A 14,870-nucleotide genomic window follows, 5' to 3' on the forward strand; every position below is an offset into this window, starting at 1 on the left:
GAGCACCGCACGGCTGTGACGTTCACCGGCCGACGAAGTGCGGTGTCTCCTTCGCCAGGAACGCGGCGGCGGCGGTGTGGAAGTCGGTGCTGGCCAGCAGCGCCGACTGGCCGGTCAGTTCGCGTTGCAGGGCGCCTTCGAGGTCGCCGAGGGTGGCGGCGTTGACCGCCTGTTTCGTCGCGGTGAGGGCGAGGGGGGCGGCCGTCGACAGGCGGGTGACGAGGGTGTCGAGGGCGGGCTGGAGTTCGCCGGGTTCCACCACACGATGGACGAGGCCCCAGGCGGCGGCGGTGGTGGCGGGCAGTCGTTCGCCGAGCAGGGACAGGGCCATCGCCCGGGCCCGGCCGACGCCGGCCGGGACGAGCAGGGTGGCGCCGCCGTCCGGCATCAGGCCGACGTTGACGAAGGCGAGCTGGAAGAACGCGGTGCTCGAGGCGAGCACCAGGTCGCAGGCGAGGGCGATGGAGCAGCCGACCCCGGCGGCGGGCCCGTGCACGGCGGCGACGATCGGCCGGGGTACGGCGAGCAGCGCCCGGATCAGCCGGTTCGCGGCCTGCACGGTGGCCTCGGGGGAGGTGACCGCGGCGGCGCTGCCGAGGTCGGCGCCGGCGCTGAAGGCACGTCCGGCGCCGGAGAGCACGAGGACGCGTACGTCCGGGTCCGTCCCCGCCTCGGTGACCAGATCCGCCAGGTCGTCGAGGACGGCCTCGGTGACCGCGTTGAGCACGCGCGGCCGGTTCAGGGTGATCCGCAGGACCGGCCCGTCGTGGTGCACGCCGATGTCGTCGGTGGTCATGCGGGCACCTCGGCGGTGACGGCACGCAGCCGGTTCTGGATGAGCGAGACGGCTTCGGTGACGATCCGGTCGATCAGCTCCGCGCAGGTGGGGATGTCGTGGATCAGTCCCTGCACCATGCCGACGGTCCAGATGCCGGCGTCCAGGTCGCCGTTCTCGAACACCTTCCGGCCGCGGGATCCGGCGACCAGTTGGGCGATGTCCGGGAACGCGCCACCGTCCCGCAGGATCTCGACGACCTCCCGGCTGACCGCGTTGCCGGCGACCCGGGCGGTGTTGCGCAGCTGCCGGAAGATCAGCTGGGTGCCGCGTTCGTCGCCGTCCACGATGGCCTGCTTGACCTTGTCGTGGATCGGGGACTCGGTGGTGCACATGAACCGGCTGCCCATGTTGATGCCGTCGGCGCCGAGGGCCAGCGCCGCGACGAGCCCGCGGGCGTCGGCGAAACCGCCGGAGGCGAGCACCGGGATGCGCAGCCGGGCGGTGGCGGCCGGGATCAGCACGAGACCGGGCACGTCGTCCTCGCCGGGGTGCCCGGCGCATTCGAAACCGTCGATGCTGACCGCGTCCACGCCGACCTTCTCGGCTTTCCGGGCGTGGCGGACGCTCGTACATTTGTGAATGATCTTGACGCCGTGGGACCGGAACATCTCCATGTGCGGTTCCGGGTTGGAGCCCGCCGTCTCCACGATCGTCACGCCGGAGTCGACGATGACCCGGCGGTACTCGTCGTAGGGCGGCGGGGTGATCGCCGGCAGGATCGTCAGGTTGACGCCGAACGGCCGGTCGGTGAGCCGGCGGCAGCGCTCGATCTCGGCGGCCAGGTCCTTCGGGGTGGGCTGGGTCAGTGCGGTGATCATGCCGAGGCCGCCGGCCGAGGAGACCGCGGCGGCCAGTTCGGCCCGGCCGACCCACTGCATGCCGCCCTGCACGATGGGATGCCGGACGCCGAACGTCTCGGTGAACCGGGTGGTCAGCGCGGCGCTCATCGGGGCGCCATCCGGATCGCGCCGTCGAGCCGGATCGTCTCGCCGTTGAGCATCGGGTTGCGCACGATGCTCAACGCGAGATCGGCGTACTCCTCAGGTCTCCCGAGCCGGGCCGGATGCGGCACCTGCGCGCCGAGCGAGGCGCGGGCCTCGTCCGGCAGCCCGGCCAGCATCGGCGTCTCGAACAGGCCGGGCGCGATGGTGACGACCCGGATCAGCGAGCTGGCGAGCTCGCGGGCGACCGGCAGGGTGAGTGCGGCGACGCCGCCTTTGGACGCCGAGTACGCCGCCTGGCCGATCTGCCCGTCGAACGCCGCGACCGAGGCGGTGTTGACGATGACGCCGCGTTCGCCGTCGACCGGTTCGCCCCGGGCGATGCGTTCGGTGGCCAGACGGATGACGTTGAAAGTGCCGATCAGATTCACTTCGACGGTACGGCGGAACAGGTCGAGCGGGAACACGCCCTTCTTGCCGACCACCCGGTGCGCCGACCCGATGCCCGCGCAGTTCACCACCACGCGCAGCTGTCCCAGCCCGGCGGCCACGTCGAGGGCGGCGGTCACCGACTCCTCGCTCGTCACGTCGGCGGGGCTGAACCGGGCCGTGCCGCCGAGCCGTTCGGCCACGTCCTCGCCGTCGGAGGAGGGCAGGTCGACGATCACCACCGCCGCCCCGGCGGCGGCGAGGGCCCGCGCGGTGGCGAGGCCGAGGCCGGAGGCGCCGCCGGTGACGAGTGCGACGTCGTGCTGGGTCAGTCTCACGGAGATCCCCTTCGCAGTCTGGCCGGACCGTGCGCGAGGCCGGTCCGCGCGTGCTGAGTCTCACCCCGCGACCTAGAAACAGTCAAGGCTGTCTGTTAATGGATCGTCATGCCAGGAGCGCGTGCCGGGCGATCTCCTTCCAGTGCTCCAGCAGCGGCTCGGACCGCGGATCCCGGGCGTCGAAGGCATAGCTCAACGCCGTACCCCGCATGCTGGTGAAGATCACTGGGCGGACCGGGAGGTAGAGCGGGCGCGCGACCAGCTCGGCTCCGAAGAGATGGTCCATCCGGGCCCAGATCGCCCGGCCCAGCCGCCGCTCGGCCGGCCGGATCGCCTCGGCGAGCGCGGGCTCGGTGCGGGAGGCGACCCACAGCTCGGTGGCCGCCCAGAAACTGGGCTCCTGGAACGTCGCCCACAGCACGTCCACCACCACGGCGATCCGCTCACCGGGACCGCGCGCCTCGGCGATCTGATCAGTGAGCGGTCCGGGCACCGGCTGCTCCAGCTGCGCCGCGAAGATGTGATGTGCCGCCGCGACCAGCAGCTCCTCCTTGGACGGGAACTGGTGCAGCATCCGCCCGCGCGACACCCCCGCCTCGGTCTGGATGGAGATGGTGCTGGTCCGGGCGTACCCGTCGCGCAGCAGGCAGGTGACGGCGGCATCGAGGATCCGGGAGCGCGACTCCCTGGTCCGGTCGGCCCGCGGTCGGCCCCGCGCGGGCCCGGGGTCGGCGGCGGCCGCCGGCGTCATCGTCATGTCAGCGACAATACCGGTCAACGCTGACCGTCTTCAGGACCGTTGCGTGCAGACCGCATCGAGCGGCCCGGTGGTCCCCGGCCCGATCGCGAAACAGTAGTCGCTGTCGGGGTTCAGGCCGGCCACGGTGTAGCTGCCCACCCCGGCCGGCACCTGCCCGACCGGCCGGGGTTCCTGCTGGTGCCGGCCGGTGAAGACGATCGGCGCGAACCCGCTGGTCGCCGCCCCGTCCCAACGGAGGGTGACCATGTCGCCCCGGTCGAGAAGGCTCAGGCCGATCGTTGCGGCCCGGATCGGCGCGGCCGCCGACGGCGAAACCTCGACGGGCTCCGGCGGCGTCGTCTCCCACGGCCGGGTCACCGAGGTCAGCGCGCTCACCGAGGCCACCGCGACGGCCACCGCGACCGCCGGGACGATCACGATCCGCCCGCGCCGGGCGGGCGGCGCCGGGGCGACGCCGGCCCCGGGCGCCGGCAGCAGGTCCGGATCGGCGTCCAGCACCGCCGCCGTAGGGATTTCAGGGGCGGAAGGTTCCCGGTGACGAGTCGAGAGCTCTGCTGGGCGTGAACGTGTCGGCGCCGAGCACGGCGAGCAGTGCCAGCTTCTCGTGGTCCTCCGTGCCCGGTGTGGCGGTGAAGATCAGCAGCGACTGCCCCTGGTCCGGGTCGAGCAGGGTCTGGCAGTACAGGTCGATGCGTCCGACCTGGGGGTGGACGAAGCGTTTGGCGCCGCTCCACCGCAGCCCCACCTCCTGGCGGTTCCACAGCTCGGCGAACTCCTTGCTCTGCTGTTGCAGATCGGGTACCAGCAGGGCGGCGGGTGATCCGGGACCTTGAGCGGTGGCTGCGGCGCGCAGAATGGCGACGTAGACGCGGCTGTGCAGGTCGTGGTCGGCGGGCAGGTACCGCCGGCGGGCGCTGGAGTCGGTGAACCACCGGTAGAGGGCGCTGCGCGCCGGGCCGCTGTGCCGTGTCTCGTCCCCGAGCAGCGCCACGGCGGGCGGCGTCTGCTGCAACGTCTCGCCGATGGGGCCGACGATCTGGGCCGGGGTGTCCTGGAGCCGGTCCATGACGCGCAGCAGGCCGGGGCTGATGTGGGCGTCGCGAAGATGCCGTGGTTGCAGGCGGTGGCCACACAGCAGGAACAGGTGGTCCCGTTCGTCGGGGGTCAGCCGCAGGCCCCGGGCGATGGCCGCGGCCATCTGGTGCGACGGCTGGGACCCACTGCCACGCTCCAGGCGGGCGAGATAGTCGACCGACATGTCGCACAGTTCGGCGACCTCCTCACGGCGCAGGCCGGCCGTGCGCCGGCGGGCACCGCGACGCAACCCGACGTCCTCGGGCTGCAGCACCTCTCGCCGACCACGCAGGAAGGCGGCCAGGCCGTCACGGTCCAGTGCCCTGTCCACCATCGGGTTCCTGCTCTCACCGTCGCGTCGTATCCGCGCCTCATCGTCCAGCAACTGGGCTTCCGTTATCCACGCCCTGCTGTTCAGTGGCTGGCCGAGTCCTTCATCCACCGGCGCGGTGCGTCTCTACTGGGACGGCGGTAGATCCGACACGTACCCCTCACAAGGAGTCTCCCATGGCCAAATGGACCGCTGACCAGATGCCGACCCTGACCGGCACCACGGTGGTGATCACCGGCGCCGGCGGCGGAATCGGTCTGGTGGCCACCCGCGAGCTGGCCCGGGCCGGTGCCCATGTGGTGCTGGCGGTACGCGACGTCGAGAAGGCCCGCCGGGCCGTGGCCGGCATGCGAGGTGATTTCGATGTCCGGCGCCTCGATGTATCGGACCTGGACTCGATCCGGGCGTTCGCCCAGTCGTACACCGGCGACATCGACATCCTGATCAACAACGCCGGGGTGATGGACATCCCGGCAGCCCGGACCCGGCAGGGACTGGACCTGCAGACCGCGACGAACTACTTCGGGCCGTTCCTGCTCACCAACCTGCTGCTGCCGCGGCTGACCGACCGCGTGGTGACGGTGTCCAGCCAGCTGCACCGCTTCGGCAAGGTGAAGGTCGACGACCTGGACTGGCGTACCCGCAAGTACAACGGGCTGGCCGTCTACGAGTCGTCCAAACTCGCCGTAGTGCTGTTCTCCCTGGAACTGCAACGCCGCCTGACCGCCGCCGGCAGCCGCCTCCGCTCGGTGATCGCCCATCCCGGCGTCGCCCGGACCGGACTGGTCACCCACTCGAAATTGAACATCGTCAACCGGTTGCCGTTCCTGGTCCAGGACGTCGAACACGGGGCGCTGCCCCTGCTGTACGCGGCCACCCAGGACGTTCCCGGCAACGCCTACGTCGGCCCGGACGGTCTGTTCAGCTTCACCGGTCACCCGGCCATCCGCAGACCCGGCCGCGCCGGCCAGGATCCGACGGCCGCTGAGGAGCTGTGGGAGGCAACCGTCTCTCTCACCGGCGCCGGTGCTCTTCACGTCGGTCCAGGGCGGGAGCGGCACCGGTGAGGCGCGGTCGGTTGCCGAACCCGAGACATCGACGGCTCATCACCCGTCGATCGGTCTGACGACTATCCTGCGGCGGTGAGCGCAGCGAAAGCCCTGGGGCTGGTCCTTGTCGTCGCGAACTGCGCAGTCGGCGCGGCCGCCGCCCGGCACGGCAGAGCACGTTTCTACGGCTCCATGCTGCTCATGACGCTGGGTCTCGGACTGATCTGGCTCACCCTCTTCGGGCTGCTGCAGGGCTCGGCATTCGGATGGAGGCATGTCGCCGGCCTGTCGTTCGTGTGCACCGGCACGCAGGCGGTCTATCTGTCGTGTCGGATGGCGTTCCCGCCGTCCAGGGACCGGGGACCGGTGGGGCACCTGGCGGCCCGAGTGTCGGCTCTGCTGGCGGTCGTCGCCGGGCTCGCCGGCGAGACGGTCACCGCCGTGTTCGACGCGGGGCTGGCGTTGCGCTCGTCGGTGGTGTTGCTCGTGCTCCCCGGGGTGCTCGGCGCAGCGATCGTGCTGCTGCACCGGCCGCCGGGTCCGAAGGCGCGGGACACGCGGGCACGGCGGCAGCGGACCCGGTGACGGACCGGCGGCACGAGGGTCGCGTGCTCGTCACGCTGCGGAAATCCGGGATCAGCGGGTGCTGGCGCGGATGACGAGGTGAGCGGCCGGGGCCTCGTAGACGGCGGGCGGGGCACCGGCCATCGCGTCGAGGAGGGCGCGGGCGCCCAGTTCGCCGATGCGGCCCACGTCGTGGCTCATGGCGGACAGGGCCGGGACGGCGAGCTGGCACTGCGCGGAGTCGTCCCAGGCGACGACCGAGATGTCGGCGGGGACGGACAGGCCGCGGTCGCGCAGGGTCTCCAGGGCGGCCAGGGCCATCACGTCGTTGTCGCAGACGATGGCGGTGGGGGAGGCGGCGAGCAGTTCGGCGGTGGCGGTGCGACCGGACTCGTACGAGTAATCGGCCACCGCATGCGTCAGCCGCACCCCCCGCGCCTGCGCCTCCTTCTCGGCGCCCGCCCGGCGCAGCTGGGTGTGCGCGAACGTGGCCGGGCCGGTGATGTGGCCGATCGACTCGTGGCCGCGGGATGCCAGGAAACGGATCGCCTCCCGGGCGAAACCGGCGTCGTCGGTCCACACCGTCGGCAGTCCGGGCGCGGTCGACGGCGCACCCAGGACGACCGCCGGCAGGGACAGCCGGCCGACCAGTTCGACGCGGTCGTCGTCGGGGACGAGGTCGAGGAGCACGACACCGCCGACGTGGCCCTCGGCGGCCCAGCGCTCGTAGGTCTCGCTCTCCGCGTCCCGGTCGGTCACCACCTTGACCAGCACCGACACGCCGGCGGGGGTGAGCACGCGTTCGAGGCCCTCGAGGAACTCGTGATAGTACGGCTCCTCGCCGAGCACCCGGGACGCCCGCGCCAGGACCATCCCGACCCGCCGTTGCGCCTGCGTCACGGTCCGCCTCCGAGGTTCTCGTCGATCACGCGACCGCGCGATGAGGTTCTTGTCGACCGCGCGACGACGTACTTGTCGATCACGCGGTGAGGTTGCTGTCGGCCACGCGATACCGTACCGCCATGGCACGTAGAGAAGCGCCCGCAGCCGGGCCGGGCAGTCGGGCCCTGGTGGTGGACGTGATCCGCTCCGCCGAGCCGATCAGCCGGGTCGAGGTGGCGGAGCTGACCGGGCTGACCCAGCCGTCGATCTCGAACATCGTGCGTGACCTGATCGCCGCCGGCGTGATCCACGAGACGGGTGCGGTCGACTCGGCTCGGGGCAAGCCGCGCAAGCTGCTCGCGATCAACCCGGCGAACCTGTTCGGGGTCGGGTTCCAGCTGGGCCCGGAGTCGGTGACCTGTGTGGCGATCGACCTGACCGGCGGGGTGGTGGGCCGCGAGGTGGTGCCGCTGGACGGCTCGGACCTGGCCGGCCAGCTGGCGGCCCGGTTCGACGACTTCACCGACGGCCTGGACCTGCCGCGGGAGCGGGTGGAGGGCCTGGCGGTGGTGGCGCCGACGGCGAGCCCCGGCGACCCGGACACGTTCGGCGCGCTCCGTGACGAGCTGGCGGACCGGCTGAAGATCCCGGTGCTGGTGGAGAACGATGCGGCGGCTGCGGCACTCGGCGAGTTCTGGTCCCGGCGGGTGTCGCGGGAGCAGTCGTTCGGCGCGGTGTACCTGTCCACCGGGATCGGGGCGGGGCTGGTGTTCGGCGGGGCGCTGTTCCGGGGTGCCGGCTTCGACGCGGGGGAGCTGGGGCATCTCTCGATCCAGTACGACGGCCGGCCGTGCCCGTGCGGCAATCAGGGCTGCGTGGAACGGTACGCGTCGATGAGCGCCACGGTGGAGGAGGCCCGGTCGTACCCGGAACTGGCGTCCCGGTTGCGGCTGGACGGGACCGTCTCATCGGCGTACGACACGGTGGCCCGTGCCGCGGTCAACGGCGACGCCGAAGCCTACGCCGTGGTCGACAAAGCGGCCGGCTACCTGAGCGTGGCCGTGACCTCGATGGTGAACCTGCTCGACCTGGGCCGGATCGTGCTGACCGGCCCGGGCGTGGCGGTGGCCGGCTCGATCTATGCCCGCCGGCTGCGCGCCCACCTCGCCCGTACCGCGCATGCCCGGCACCGGCACGAGATCCTGGTCGAACTGTCCGCGCAGCCGCGCAACGCGGCCGCCATCGGCGGCGCCGCGCTGATCGTCCAGGCGTCCATCGCTCCCGGTCACACGCCGGGCCTCCGGGTGTCCCGCGACTCAGCTGCCTGACCGCTGAAGAGGTGACAGCGCGGGGCCGGGTCCAGGATCAACGGCGCGAGGTCGCGATGGAGGTCAGAGGCTCTGCGGTCATGCGGCGTACCGGGTCGTTCTGCCGCTCGTGGGTCAGCCTGGTACGGGTGTCGGCTCTGAGCAGCGGGTGAAGTCGAGGCCGCCCGCCCGGTACGACGGTTCGGTGCAGATCCGCCGAGTGATGATCTTCTCGCCGAATCCGTCCTGCCGGGAGTCGGTGATCACCTCCACCCGGTTGCTCCCGCTCACGGTGTAGGTGACGGGGATCAGGTCGCCCTCGACCGTGGGGGAGGTGACCCGCAACCGGGCCGGGTGCCCGGCCCGCGCGGCCTGGATCAGGCATCGGGCGGCCGGCGCGGACAGTTCGTCACCGTGTGACCGGGTGAACGTGCCGCAGTCCTCGATCGTCGCCGACGGGCTGGAGGCAGCCGATGGGCCGAGGGCGGTCGGTGGGCTGGAGGCGGTCGTGGTCACCGTCGCCGGTTCGCTGCACGCCGCGAGGGTCAGCAGCGCGAGCACCGTACCCACACTTCTTTTGATCATGGGGTTGCCCCTTTCGTCAGGGGCTACGACGCGGTGACCTCGCTGCGAGTTCCCTGCCGCTGGGCCCACCAGCGGCGGGAAGCGAGCGCGGCCAGCCCGGCGCCCGCCGCGTTGAGCAGCACGTCGTCGATCGACGAGACCCGGTCCAGGCGCAGCACGTACTGCAGGGTCTCGACCAGGATCGAACCGGCCGCGCCGATCGCCAGCATCCGCGGCGCCGACGCCAGGACCGCGAACCGGATCGGGCCGAAGAAGCCGAGCGAGGCGAAGACCAGCAGGTTCGCGACGATCTGCACGGTCGCGGTCACCGGCCCGGCGGTGGCGACGTCGGCCAGGTCCCGCAGCGGAACCAGATCGACCCGGGGGTCGCGGTCGGTGTCCCCACCGTTCGGCAGCAGGATCATCCACACCCACGGCACCGTCCCGTAGACGATGGCGACCTCCGCGAGAGGTCTTCGCAGCTCACCACGCCGTCGCGCCAGCAACCAGACGGCCAGCGCGGCCAGCGGCAGCGTCAGCACCGTGAGCACCACAACGCCGGGAACCGTCCCGAACAGGCCCTGCCAGCCGTTGAGCATTGACCCCCCGCTTCCGGCTGCGAATCATACCCATCCGTGGGACTCGATTTCGAATGCATGATGATCCGGCTCGACGCGGAGCCGGTGCGGGCCGTCCGTACCGATGCGCGGTTGTGGAACGTGGCGGAGGATCAGCCGCCGTTCTGCGGGCCGTGGCCCGGCGAGGAGCTTCCGGACATCACGCGGCGGCTGCTCGCCGCCCTGCCCGAGGACGCGAAGCGGGTGCACGACTTCTTCGGCGGCCGTAACCATCAGCAGGCCGAGTACCTGCTGGACCCGGTCGGGTACCGCAACCTCCGCGACGCCGACGCGCGTGCGCGGACCGCCGAGCACCGGGCGATCTTCGGGGAGCGGCTGTTCGCCGCACACGCCACCAGCGGGCAGGGCATCCCGTGGCGGTGCTCGACAGCGGCCGAACTGGCCCGGGCGGCCCGGCTGATCGACGACCTCGATGTCGCGGCGGCGAGGCGGGAGTACTCCGTGGCGGAGATGCACGAACTCGGCGTCTACAAGGTCCACGAAGGCGAGGACGACACCGAGAGCTTCGGCAGGAACCTCCGTGACCTGCACGCCTGGGCCGATCACTGCCGCAGCGTCGCCGCCCGGGGCCTGGACCTGATGATCACGCTGTTCTGATGGCGACGCTCGATGCGCCGACGACCTCGGGGCTTCGCGGTGTGCGTTCGATGGCTGCTCGGCCGGGCCACCACCCGATCTCCGCTTCCGGTCCGCGGAGGTTCTCGCACACCATGCTCCGGTACGGGCCACGCAGCCTCCCGTGACTCGCGGCGGCAACGGCAGGCCTCCCCGCACGCCCACCCCCGGGTGCCACTCATGCATGCCGTTGCGGTCACCCCCGGTGCTGTCTCAGCGCTGCTGAGACAGCACCCACATCCAGCCGGACAAAACCGCAACCGGGCCCGGAACCGCTCCACCCGGGATCCGCCGCACCGGGGGCCTGAAAGGATCATCGGATGACGCAACCGAGTCTTTCCGAATGCCGGTCGCCGTGGGTCGTCGTCACACGGCAGGACGATCCGTGGGTCGCCGCTGAAGTGGCTGAGCTGCGGAGGCAGGGTGGAACGGTGGTCCGGATGGCGGGCCGGGAGCTCCGGGATCCGGCGTCGCTCTTCGCGGTGTTCGCCCGGGAGCTGTCGTTTCCCGGCTACTTCGGTCGCAACTGGGATGCGCTCGCCGACTGCCTGCACGACTGGCACGGCCACGAGTTTCGTGGGCAGGGCCTCGCGGTTCTGATCGAGGACGCCGACCACCTGGCCCACGCCGATTTCCTGGGGCTCTTCGTCTCGGTGCTCTGTCAGGCGGCATGGCAGGCGAACCTGCGGCTCGACGCCGACGGCATCCGGGACGAGGACTGGGCGCCGTTCCCGTTGCACTTCGTGCTGCTGGCCACCGACATGGAACCCACCGCCTTCGCTGCGGCGGCGGCATCCGGTAAGCATGTGCGGGTGGCGTTCGACGGCGGGCGGTTGACCGCCACCCTGATCGGCGCGGACTGGCCGGGCAGCGACCCGGCTTGACGTTCGGCCGTCGCCCGGTGGCCGCACCGGCCGGTGGTCCGGGTCGCGGACGGATTCAGGCGGCGTTGTGGGTGGCGACCAGGGCGGGCAGGTCGGCCAGAGAATCGATGCGGAACAGGCAGCGGGCCGCGACCTCGGGCGGAGTGTCCAGGATGTAGCCCCACGGGCCGCGGCGGATCAGGCACGCCTGCAAGCCAGCGTCCAGGGCGGGGGCGGCGTCGTTGTCGGGACGGTCGCCCACGTACAGCAGGGAATGCGCCGTGCCGCCGCCCCCCTCACGGATGACCCGGTCGAAGAAGGCGGGGGAGGGTTTGTGCACGCCCCAGGCGTGTGAGGCGCCGATGACGTCGACGGGCAGGTCGAGGGCGTGCAGCATGGCCTCGGCCTCGGCGGGCTGGTTGCCCGCCAGGCCGACGCGGAGGCCCTGCGCTTTCCGGGCGGCCAGGCAGGCGCGGGCGTCGGGATAGAGGTCCTCCTCGGTGAAGGTGTCCGGGTAGCCGGCGGCGGTGCGGCGTTCGAGCTCGGCCGGGAGGTCGAAACCGGGGCGGAAGGTCCGGAACGCCGTCTGCCAGTCCTGGCCGCGGGCGATGCCGGCGCCGAAGACGGCGGAGAACGTGTGGTGCGGCACGCCGAGCCAGTCCGCCCAGGTCGCGAACTCGCGGGATTCGTCGAGGATCGTGCCACCGACATCGATGTGGCTGCTGGCCGCGGGCGCCGTGCCGGGCCGGACGCGCCGGTACCTCCCGGACTTCCGGCACTCCGGTCCGGCAGGTGCGGGTCGCGCCCGGGTGGTTTCTCGCGGGCCCGCGCGGCGAGCCGGTGGGTCACCCGGGTACGTGGCGGCCGGCACGCTGCCGGAGCAGCGGCACGGCCCAGATCAGCGCGACGGCGACGCCGAGCAGGCCGGTCCGGGCGTTCATCGGGGCGTGCACGAACAGCGCGACCAGCCAGGCCGCCAGGATGGCCGTACGGAAGACGTGGTCTGTTCCCATGCCGGCCGATTGCCCCGGCGGGCCGTCCCGTACGGGCCCGCCGTGTCCTTTCCGGGTCAGCCCCGGTACGGCGGCAGGACCACCTCCATCACCAGCCCGGACGGGAACAGCCGCCGGGCCCGCACTGTCCCGCTCAGGCCGGCGAGCCGCTGCCGGACCACCCACAGGCCGAGGCCGTCGTCGCCGGGCGGGGGATGGCGTCGGCGCAGCGCGGTCCGCAGACCCGGGGTGGGGCCGCCCCGGTCGATGACGGTGAGCCGCAGCCGGCGGCCGCGGACCCGGGAGCCGAGCCGGACCGGGCCGGTCGCGTGCCGGACGGCGTTGCCGACCAGATTGATCAGGATCTGCTGGGTGTGTCCTGGATGTACCGGCCAGCGCAACGCGTTCGGGCCGGCGGTCACCGTGAGGATCCCGGGCGGCGCGGTCGCGGCGACCGCCGGCAGGATGGACTGGAGCGGGACGGCACCGGCCGGCGGCTCCGCTTCGCCGCGGACGGTCGCGGCGATCTGCGCCAGAACCGCCTCGGCGTAGACGGCGTGCTCCGTGGCCAGCCGGGTCAGTTCGGTGCGGCGCGGCTCCGGCGGCTGCCGTTCCAGCGCGCGCAGCAGCCCGGCCAGGGTCGCCATCGGCGGGCGCAGCTCATGGCAGACGGTGCGGACCAGCAGATCCGTATCGTGTGCGGCACGGTGGCGGTTCAGGCGCATGACTCGCCCCGGGCGGGGAACCGAGGCGCCATGAGCGCCGCGATCCGCATAGTCGTCATCGACGATCACCATCTCTTCGTACGTGGGCTGGAACTGCTGTTGCCCGAGGTCAGTGCGGGCCGGGCCACCGTGGTCGCGGCGACCGGTGACGCGGCGTACGCGGCGGGGGTGGTCCGCCACGCGGTGCCGGACCTCGTGCTGGTCGACCTGCACATGCCGCCACCCGGCGGCATCCGGGCGATCGAGGCGGTGCGCCGGGCCGCGCCGCGGGCCCGGGTGCTGGCCATGTCGGGCGACGACGACCCGGAGATCGCGGTCCGGGCGCTGCTGGCCGGGGCCGGCGGATTCCTGCCCAAGAGCAGTGACCCGGCGAGCCTGCTGCAGCCGCTGCTGGCCGCGATCGACGGCTGGGCGGTGATGCCGGGGAACCTGCTCGGCGTGCTCGTCGAGCAACGACGCCGGCAGGCCGGGTCGGCCGTCACCGCCTCGCTCAGCGACGCCGACCGGGATCTGCTGCGGCTGATCGCGGCCGGAACCTCGACGGTGGAGATCGCCGGGCGGATGCACGTGTCCGAACGCACCGTGAAACGCCTGACCGCGGCGCTGCTGCGCCGGCTGCACGTCTCCAGCCGGGCCGAGGCCGCCGCGCTGGCCGGCCGCGCCGGCCTGCTGTAGGTCGTCATGCGCGACCGGCTTCCCCGTCCGGGGCGGCTCAACCCAGCATTCTGACCAGCAGGAATCCGTTCAGGACGATGATGAGGGCGGCGGCCGCCGCCGCGGTGGCCGTCGTCACCGGGTGGTTGACCTGGTCACCGAGCACGTCCCGGCGGCGGGTCAGCCAGATCAGCGGCACCAGGGCGAACGGCACCCCGAACGACAGGACCACCTGCGACCAGACCAGCGCGGTGGTCGGGTCGGCGCCGATCAGCAGCACCGCCATCGCCGGGGCCATGGTGACCAGCCGGCGCAGCAGCAGCGGAATGCTGCGGCCGATGAACCCCTGCATGACCACCTGCCCGGCGTAGGTGCCCACGCCGGACGACGCCAGGCCGGAGGCGAGCAGGGCGATCGCGAACGCCAGCGCGGCATGCCCGTCCAGCACCGATCCCAGACCGGCATGGATGCCCTCGAGAGTGTCCGTGCCGCCGATCGGCGAACCGAAGAACAACTGTGCGGCCACCACCAGCATCGCCAGATTGATCAGCCCGGCCGCACCGAGCGCGACGAGTGTGTCGGCGCGCTGGTAGCGCAGCGCCTGCCGGCGGGCGGCCGGGTCGGCGGCGGTGGCCGCCCGGGACTTGGTCAGCGCCGAATGCAGGTAGATCACGTGCGGCATCACGGTGGCGCCCAGGATGCCGGTGGCCAGCAGCAGGGAGTCGGTGCCGGCGAACGACGGCACCAGACCGGCGGCGAAGGCGGCCGGATCGCCGCCGGACCGCAAGCCCGTGTAGAGGAAGCCGAGCAGGATCACCCCGAGCATGGCGCCGATCACCGTCTCGAACCGGCGCACGCCGCGCCGGTGCAGCTCCAACAGGGCGAACGCCGCCACGCAGGTGATCAGGCCGCCGAGCGGCAGCGGCATGCCGAACAGCAGGTACAGCGCGAGCGCCCCGCCGACGATCTCCGCCAGGTCGGTGGCCATCGCCACCAGCTCCGCCTGCACCCACAGGCCGCGGGCCACCGGCCGGGGCAGGTGCTCGCGGCACAGTTCGGGCAGATCACGGCCGGTGACCAGGCCCAGCTTCGCGGACAGCGACTGGATCAGCATCGCCATCAGGTTCGCCGCCACGATCACCCACACCAGCAGATATCCGGACGTCGCCCCGGCGGTGAAGTTGGTGGCGAAGTTACCCGGGTCGGCGTAGGCGATCGCGGCCACGAACGCCGGGCCGAACCACGGCGCCAACCGGACCACCCGGTTCTTCAACGGCACGGCCAAGTCGAGTACCACCATGCCCGC

At 72.2% G+C, this 14,870-nt stretch carries 19 protein-coding genes; 6 read left to right on the plus strand and 13 right to left on the minus strand.

All coding sequences use genetic code 11. The features are described from left to right. Positions 1-22: 22 nt before the first annotated feature. The 6 genes from Aut01nite_RS33250 to Aut01nite_RS33275 all read right to left on the minus strand — a co-directional run bounded on the left by Aut01nite_RS33250 (position 23) and on the right by Aut01nite_RS33275 (position 4,714). Positions 23-796 carry an enoyl-CoA hydratase gene (locus tag Aut01nite_RS33250; RefSeq protein WP_043527633.1) on the minus strand — a complete coding sequence of 258 codons (774 nt, stop codon included), beginning with the start codon at positions 794-796 and terminating at the stop codon, positions 23-25. After that, positions 793-1,785: an NAD(P)H-dependent flavin oxidoreductase gene (locus tag Aut01nite_RS33255; RefSeq protein ID WP_043527631.1), complete on the minus strand. Its 993-nt coding sequence runs from the start codon at positions 1,783-1,785 to the stop codon at positions 793-795. Before Aut01nite_RS33255 ends, Aut01nite_RS33250 begins: the two co-directional genes overlap by 4 nt. Beyond that, positions 1,782-2,546: an SDR family NAD(P)-dependent oxidoreductase gene (locus tag Aut01nite_RS33260; protein ID WP_043527630.1), complete on the minus strand. Its 765-nt coding sequence runs from the start codon at positions 2,544-2,546 to the stop codon at positions 1,782-1,784. The genes Aut01nite_RS33255 and Aut01nite_RS33260 overlap by 4 nt, the downstream gene beginning before the upstream one ends. Positions 2,547-2,652: 106 nt before the next feature. Further along, the gene (locus tag Aut01nite_RS33265; RefSeq protein WP_043527628.1) at positions 2,653-3,303 is read right to left on the minus strand and encodes a TetR/AcrR family transcriptional regulator; all 651 of its coding nucleotides are present in this window, start codon (positions 3,301-3,303) and stop codon (positions 2,653-2,655) included. Between the two features lie 33 nt (positions 3,304-3,336). Continuing rightward, positions 3,337-3,804: a hypothetical protein gene (locus Aut01nite_RS33270; RefSeq protein ID WP_043527626.1), complete on the minus strand. Its 468-nt coding sequence runs from the start codon at positions 3,802-3,804 to the stop codon at positions 3,337-3,339. A 16-nt stretch (positions 3,805-3,820) separates the two neighbouring features. Further along, on the minus strand, positions 3,821-4,714 hold the full coding sequence (locus Aut01nite_RS33275; protein ID WP_043527624.1) for a helix-turn-helix transcriptional regulator: 894 nt from the start codon (positions 4,712-4,714) through the stop codon (positions 3,821-3,823). A 173-nt stretch (positions 4,715-4,887) separates the two neighbouring features. Between Aut01nite_RS33275 and Aut01nite_RS33280 the strand changes: the two genes are divergently transcribed. Continuing rightward, complete coding sequence (locus tag Aut01nite_RS33280; protein ID WP_043527622.1) at positions 4,888-5,778, plus strand: SDR family NAD(P)-dependent oxidoreductase; 891 nt, start codon at positions 4,888-4,890, stop codon at positions 5,776-5,778. 75 nt (positions 5,779-5,853) lie between these two features. Continuing rightward, positions 5,854-6,345 carry a hypothetical protein gene (locus Aut01nite_RS33285; protein WP_043527620.1) on the plus strand — a complete coding sequence of 164 codons (492 nt, stop codon included), beginning with the start codon at positions 5,854-5,856 and terminating at the stop codon, positions 6,343-6,345. Between the two features lie 51 nt (positions 6,346-6,396). Here Aut01nite_RS33285 and Aut01nite_RS33290 read toward each other — a convergent pair whose 3' ends face one another. Next, positions 6,397-7,224 (minus strand): LacI family DNA-binding transcriptional regulator, encoded by an 828-nt coding sequence (locus tag Aut01nite_RS33290; protein WP_052164019.1) that lies wholly within the window; start codon positions 7,222-7,224, stop codon positions 6,397-6,399. A gap of 122 nt (positions 7,225-7,346) precedes the next feature. Between Aut01nite_RS33290 and Aut01nite_RS33295 the strand changes: the two genes are divergently transcribed. Next, on the plus strand, positions 7,347-8,534 hold the full coding sequence (locus Aut01nite_RS33295) for an ROK family transcriptional regulator (protein WP_052164030.1): 1,188 nt from the start codon (positions 7,347-7,349) through the stop codon (positions 8,532-8,534). A gap of 114 nt (positions 8,535-8,648) precedes the next feature. Here the strand turns inward: Aut01nite_RS33295 and Aut01nite_RS33300 are convergent, their stop codons facing one another. Together Aut01nite_RS33300 and Aut01nite_RS33305 are read right to left on the minus strand one after the other, a co-directional pair. Next, positions 8,649-9,098, minus strand: a complete 450-nt coding sequence (locus Aut01nite_RS33300; RefSeq protein WP_152628847.1) for a DUF4362 domain-containing protein — start codon at positions 9,096-9,098, stop codon at positions 8,649-8,651. A gap of 23 nt (positions 9,099-9,121) precedes the next feature. Next, the gene (locus tag Aut01nite_RS33305) at positions 9,122-9,676 is read right to left on the minus strand and encodes a VanZ family protein (protein WP_043527616.1); all 555 of its coding nucleotides are present in this window, start codon (positions 9,674-9,676) and stop codon (positions 9,122-9,124) included. A gap of 36 nt (positions 9,677-9,712) precedes the next feature. On the opposite strand from Aut01nite_RS33305, the gene Aut01nite_RS33310 reads away from it, so the two are divergent. Beyond that, positions 9,713-10,312: a DUF1877 family protein gene (locus tag Aut01nite_RS33310; protein WP_152628846.1), complete on the plus strand. Its 600-nt coding sequence runs from the start codon at positions 9,713-9,715 to the stop codon at positions 10,310-10,312. A 338-nt stretch (positions 10,313-10,650) separates the two neighbouring features. Continuing rightward, positions 10,651-11,214, plus strand: coding sequence for a barstar family protein (locus Aut01nite_RS33315; protein WP_083999333.1), 564 nt, complete (start codon positions 10,651-10,653; stop codon positions 11,212-11,214). Positions 11,215-11,269: 55 nt separating this feature from the next. Here Aut01nite_RS33315 and Aut01nite_RS33320 read toward each other — a convergent pair whose 3' ends face one another. The 3 genes from Aut01nite_RS33320 to Aut01nite_RS33330 all read right to left on the minus strand — a co-directional run bounded on the left by Aut01nite_RS33320 (position 11,270) and on the right by Aut01nite_RS33330 (position 12,910). Continuing rightward, positions 11,270-11,908: an HAD family hydrolase gene (locus Aut01nite_RS33320; RefSeq protein WP_043527698.1), complete on the minus strand. Its 639-nt coding sequence runs from the start codon at positions 11,906-11,908 to the stop codon at positions 11,270-11,272. Positions 11,909-12,038: 130 nt separating this feature from the next. Beyond that, on the minus strand, positions 12,039-12,206 hold the full coding sequence (locus Aut01nite_RS33325; protein WP_161790678.1) for a hypothetical protein: 168 nt from the start codon (positions 12,204-12,206) through the stop codon (positions 12,039-12,041). Positions 12,207-12,262: 56 nt separating this feature from the next. Beyond that, entirely contained in the window at positions 12,263-12,910 is a 648-nt protein-coding gene (locus tag Aut01nite_RS33330; RefSeq protein ID WP_083999331.1) for a sensor histidine kinase, read from the minus strand. Between the two features lie 30 nt (positions 12,911-12,940). Here Aut01nite_RS33330 and Aut01nite_RS33335 point away from each other — a divergent pair, with 30 nt between their 5' ends. Next, the gene (locus Aut01nite_RS33335) at positions 12,941-13,585 is read left to right on the plus strand and encodes a response regulator (RefSeq protein ID WP_043527610.1); all 645 of its coding nucleotides are present in this window, start codon (positions 12,941-12,943) and stop codon (positions 13,583-13,585) included. Positions 13,586-13,622: 37 nt separating this feature from the next. Here the strand turns inward: Aut01nite_RS33335 and Aut01nite_RS33340 are convergent, their stop codons facing one another. Then, positions 13,623-14,864: an Nramp family divalent metal transporter gene (locus Aut01nite_RS33340; protein ID WP_043527696.1), complete on the minus strand. Its 1,242-nt coding sequence runs from the start codon at positions 14,862-14,864 to the stop codon at positions 13,623-13,625. Positions 14,865-14,870: the final 6 nt, after the last annotated feature.

The sequence above is a fragment of the Actinoplanes utahensis genome (assembly GCF_016862455.1).
GTDB lineage: Bacteria > Actinomycetota > Actinomycetes > Mycobacteriales > Micromonosporaceae > Actinoplanes > Actinoplanes utahensis.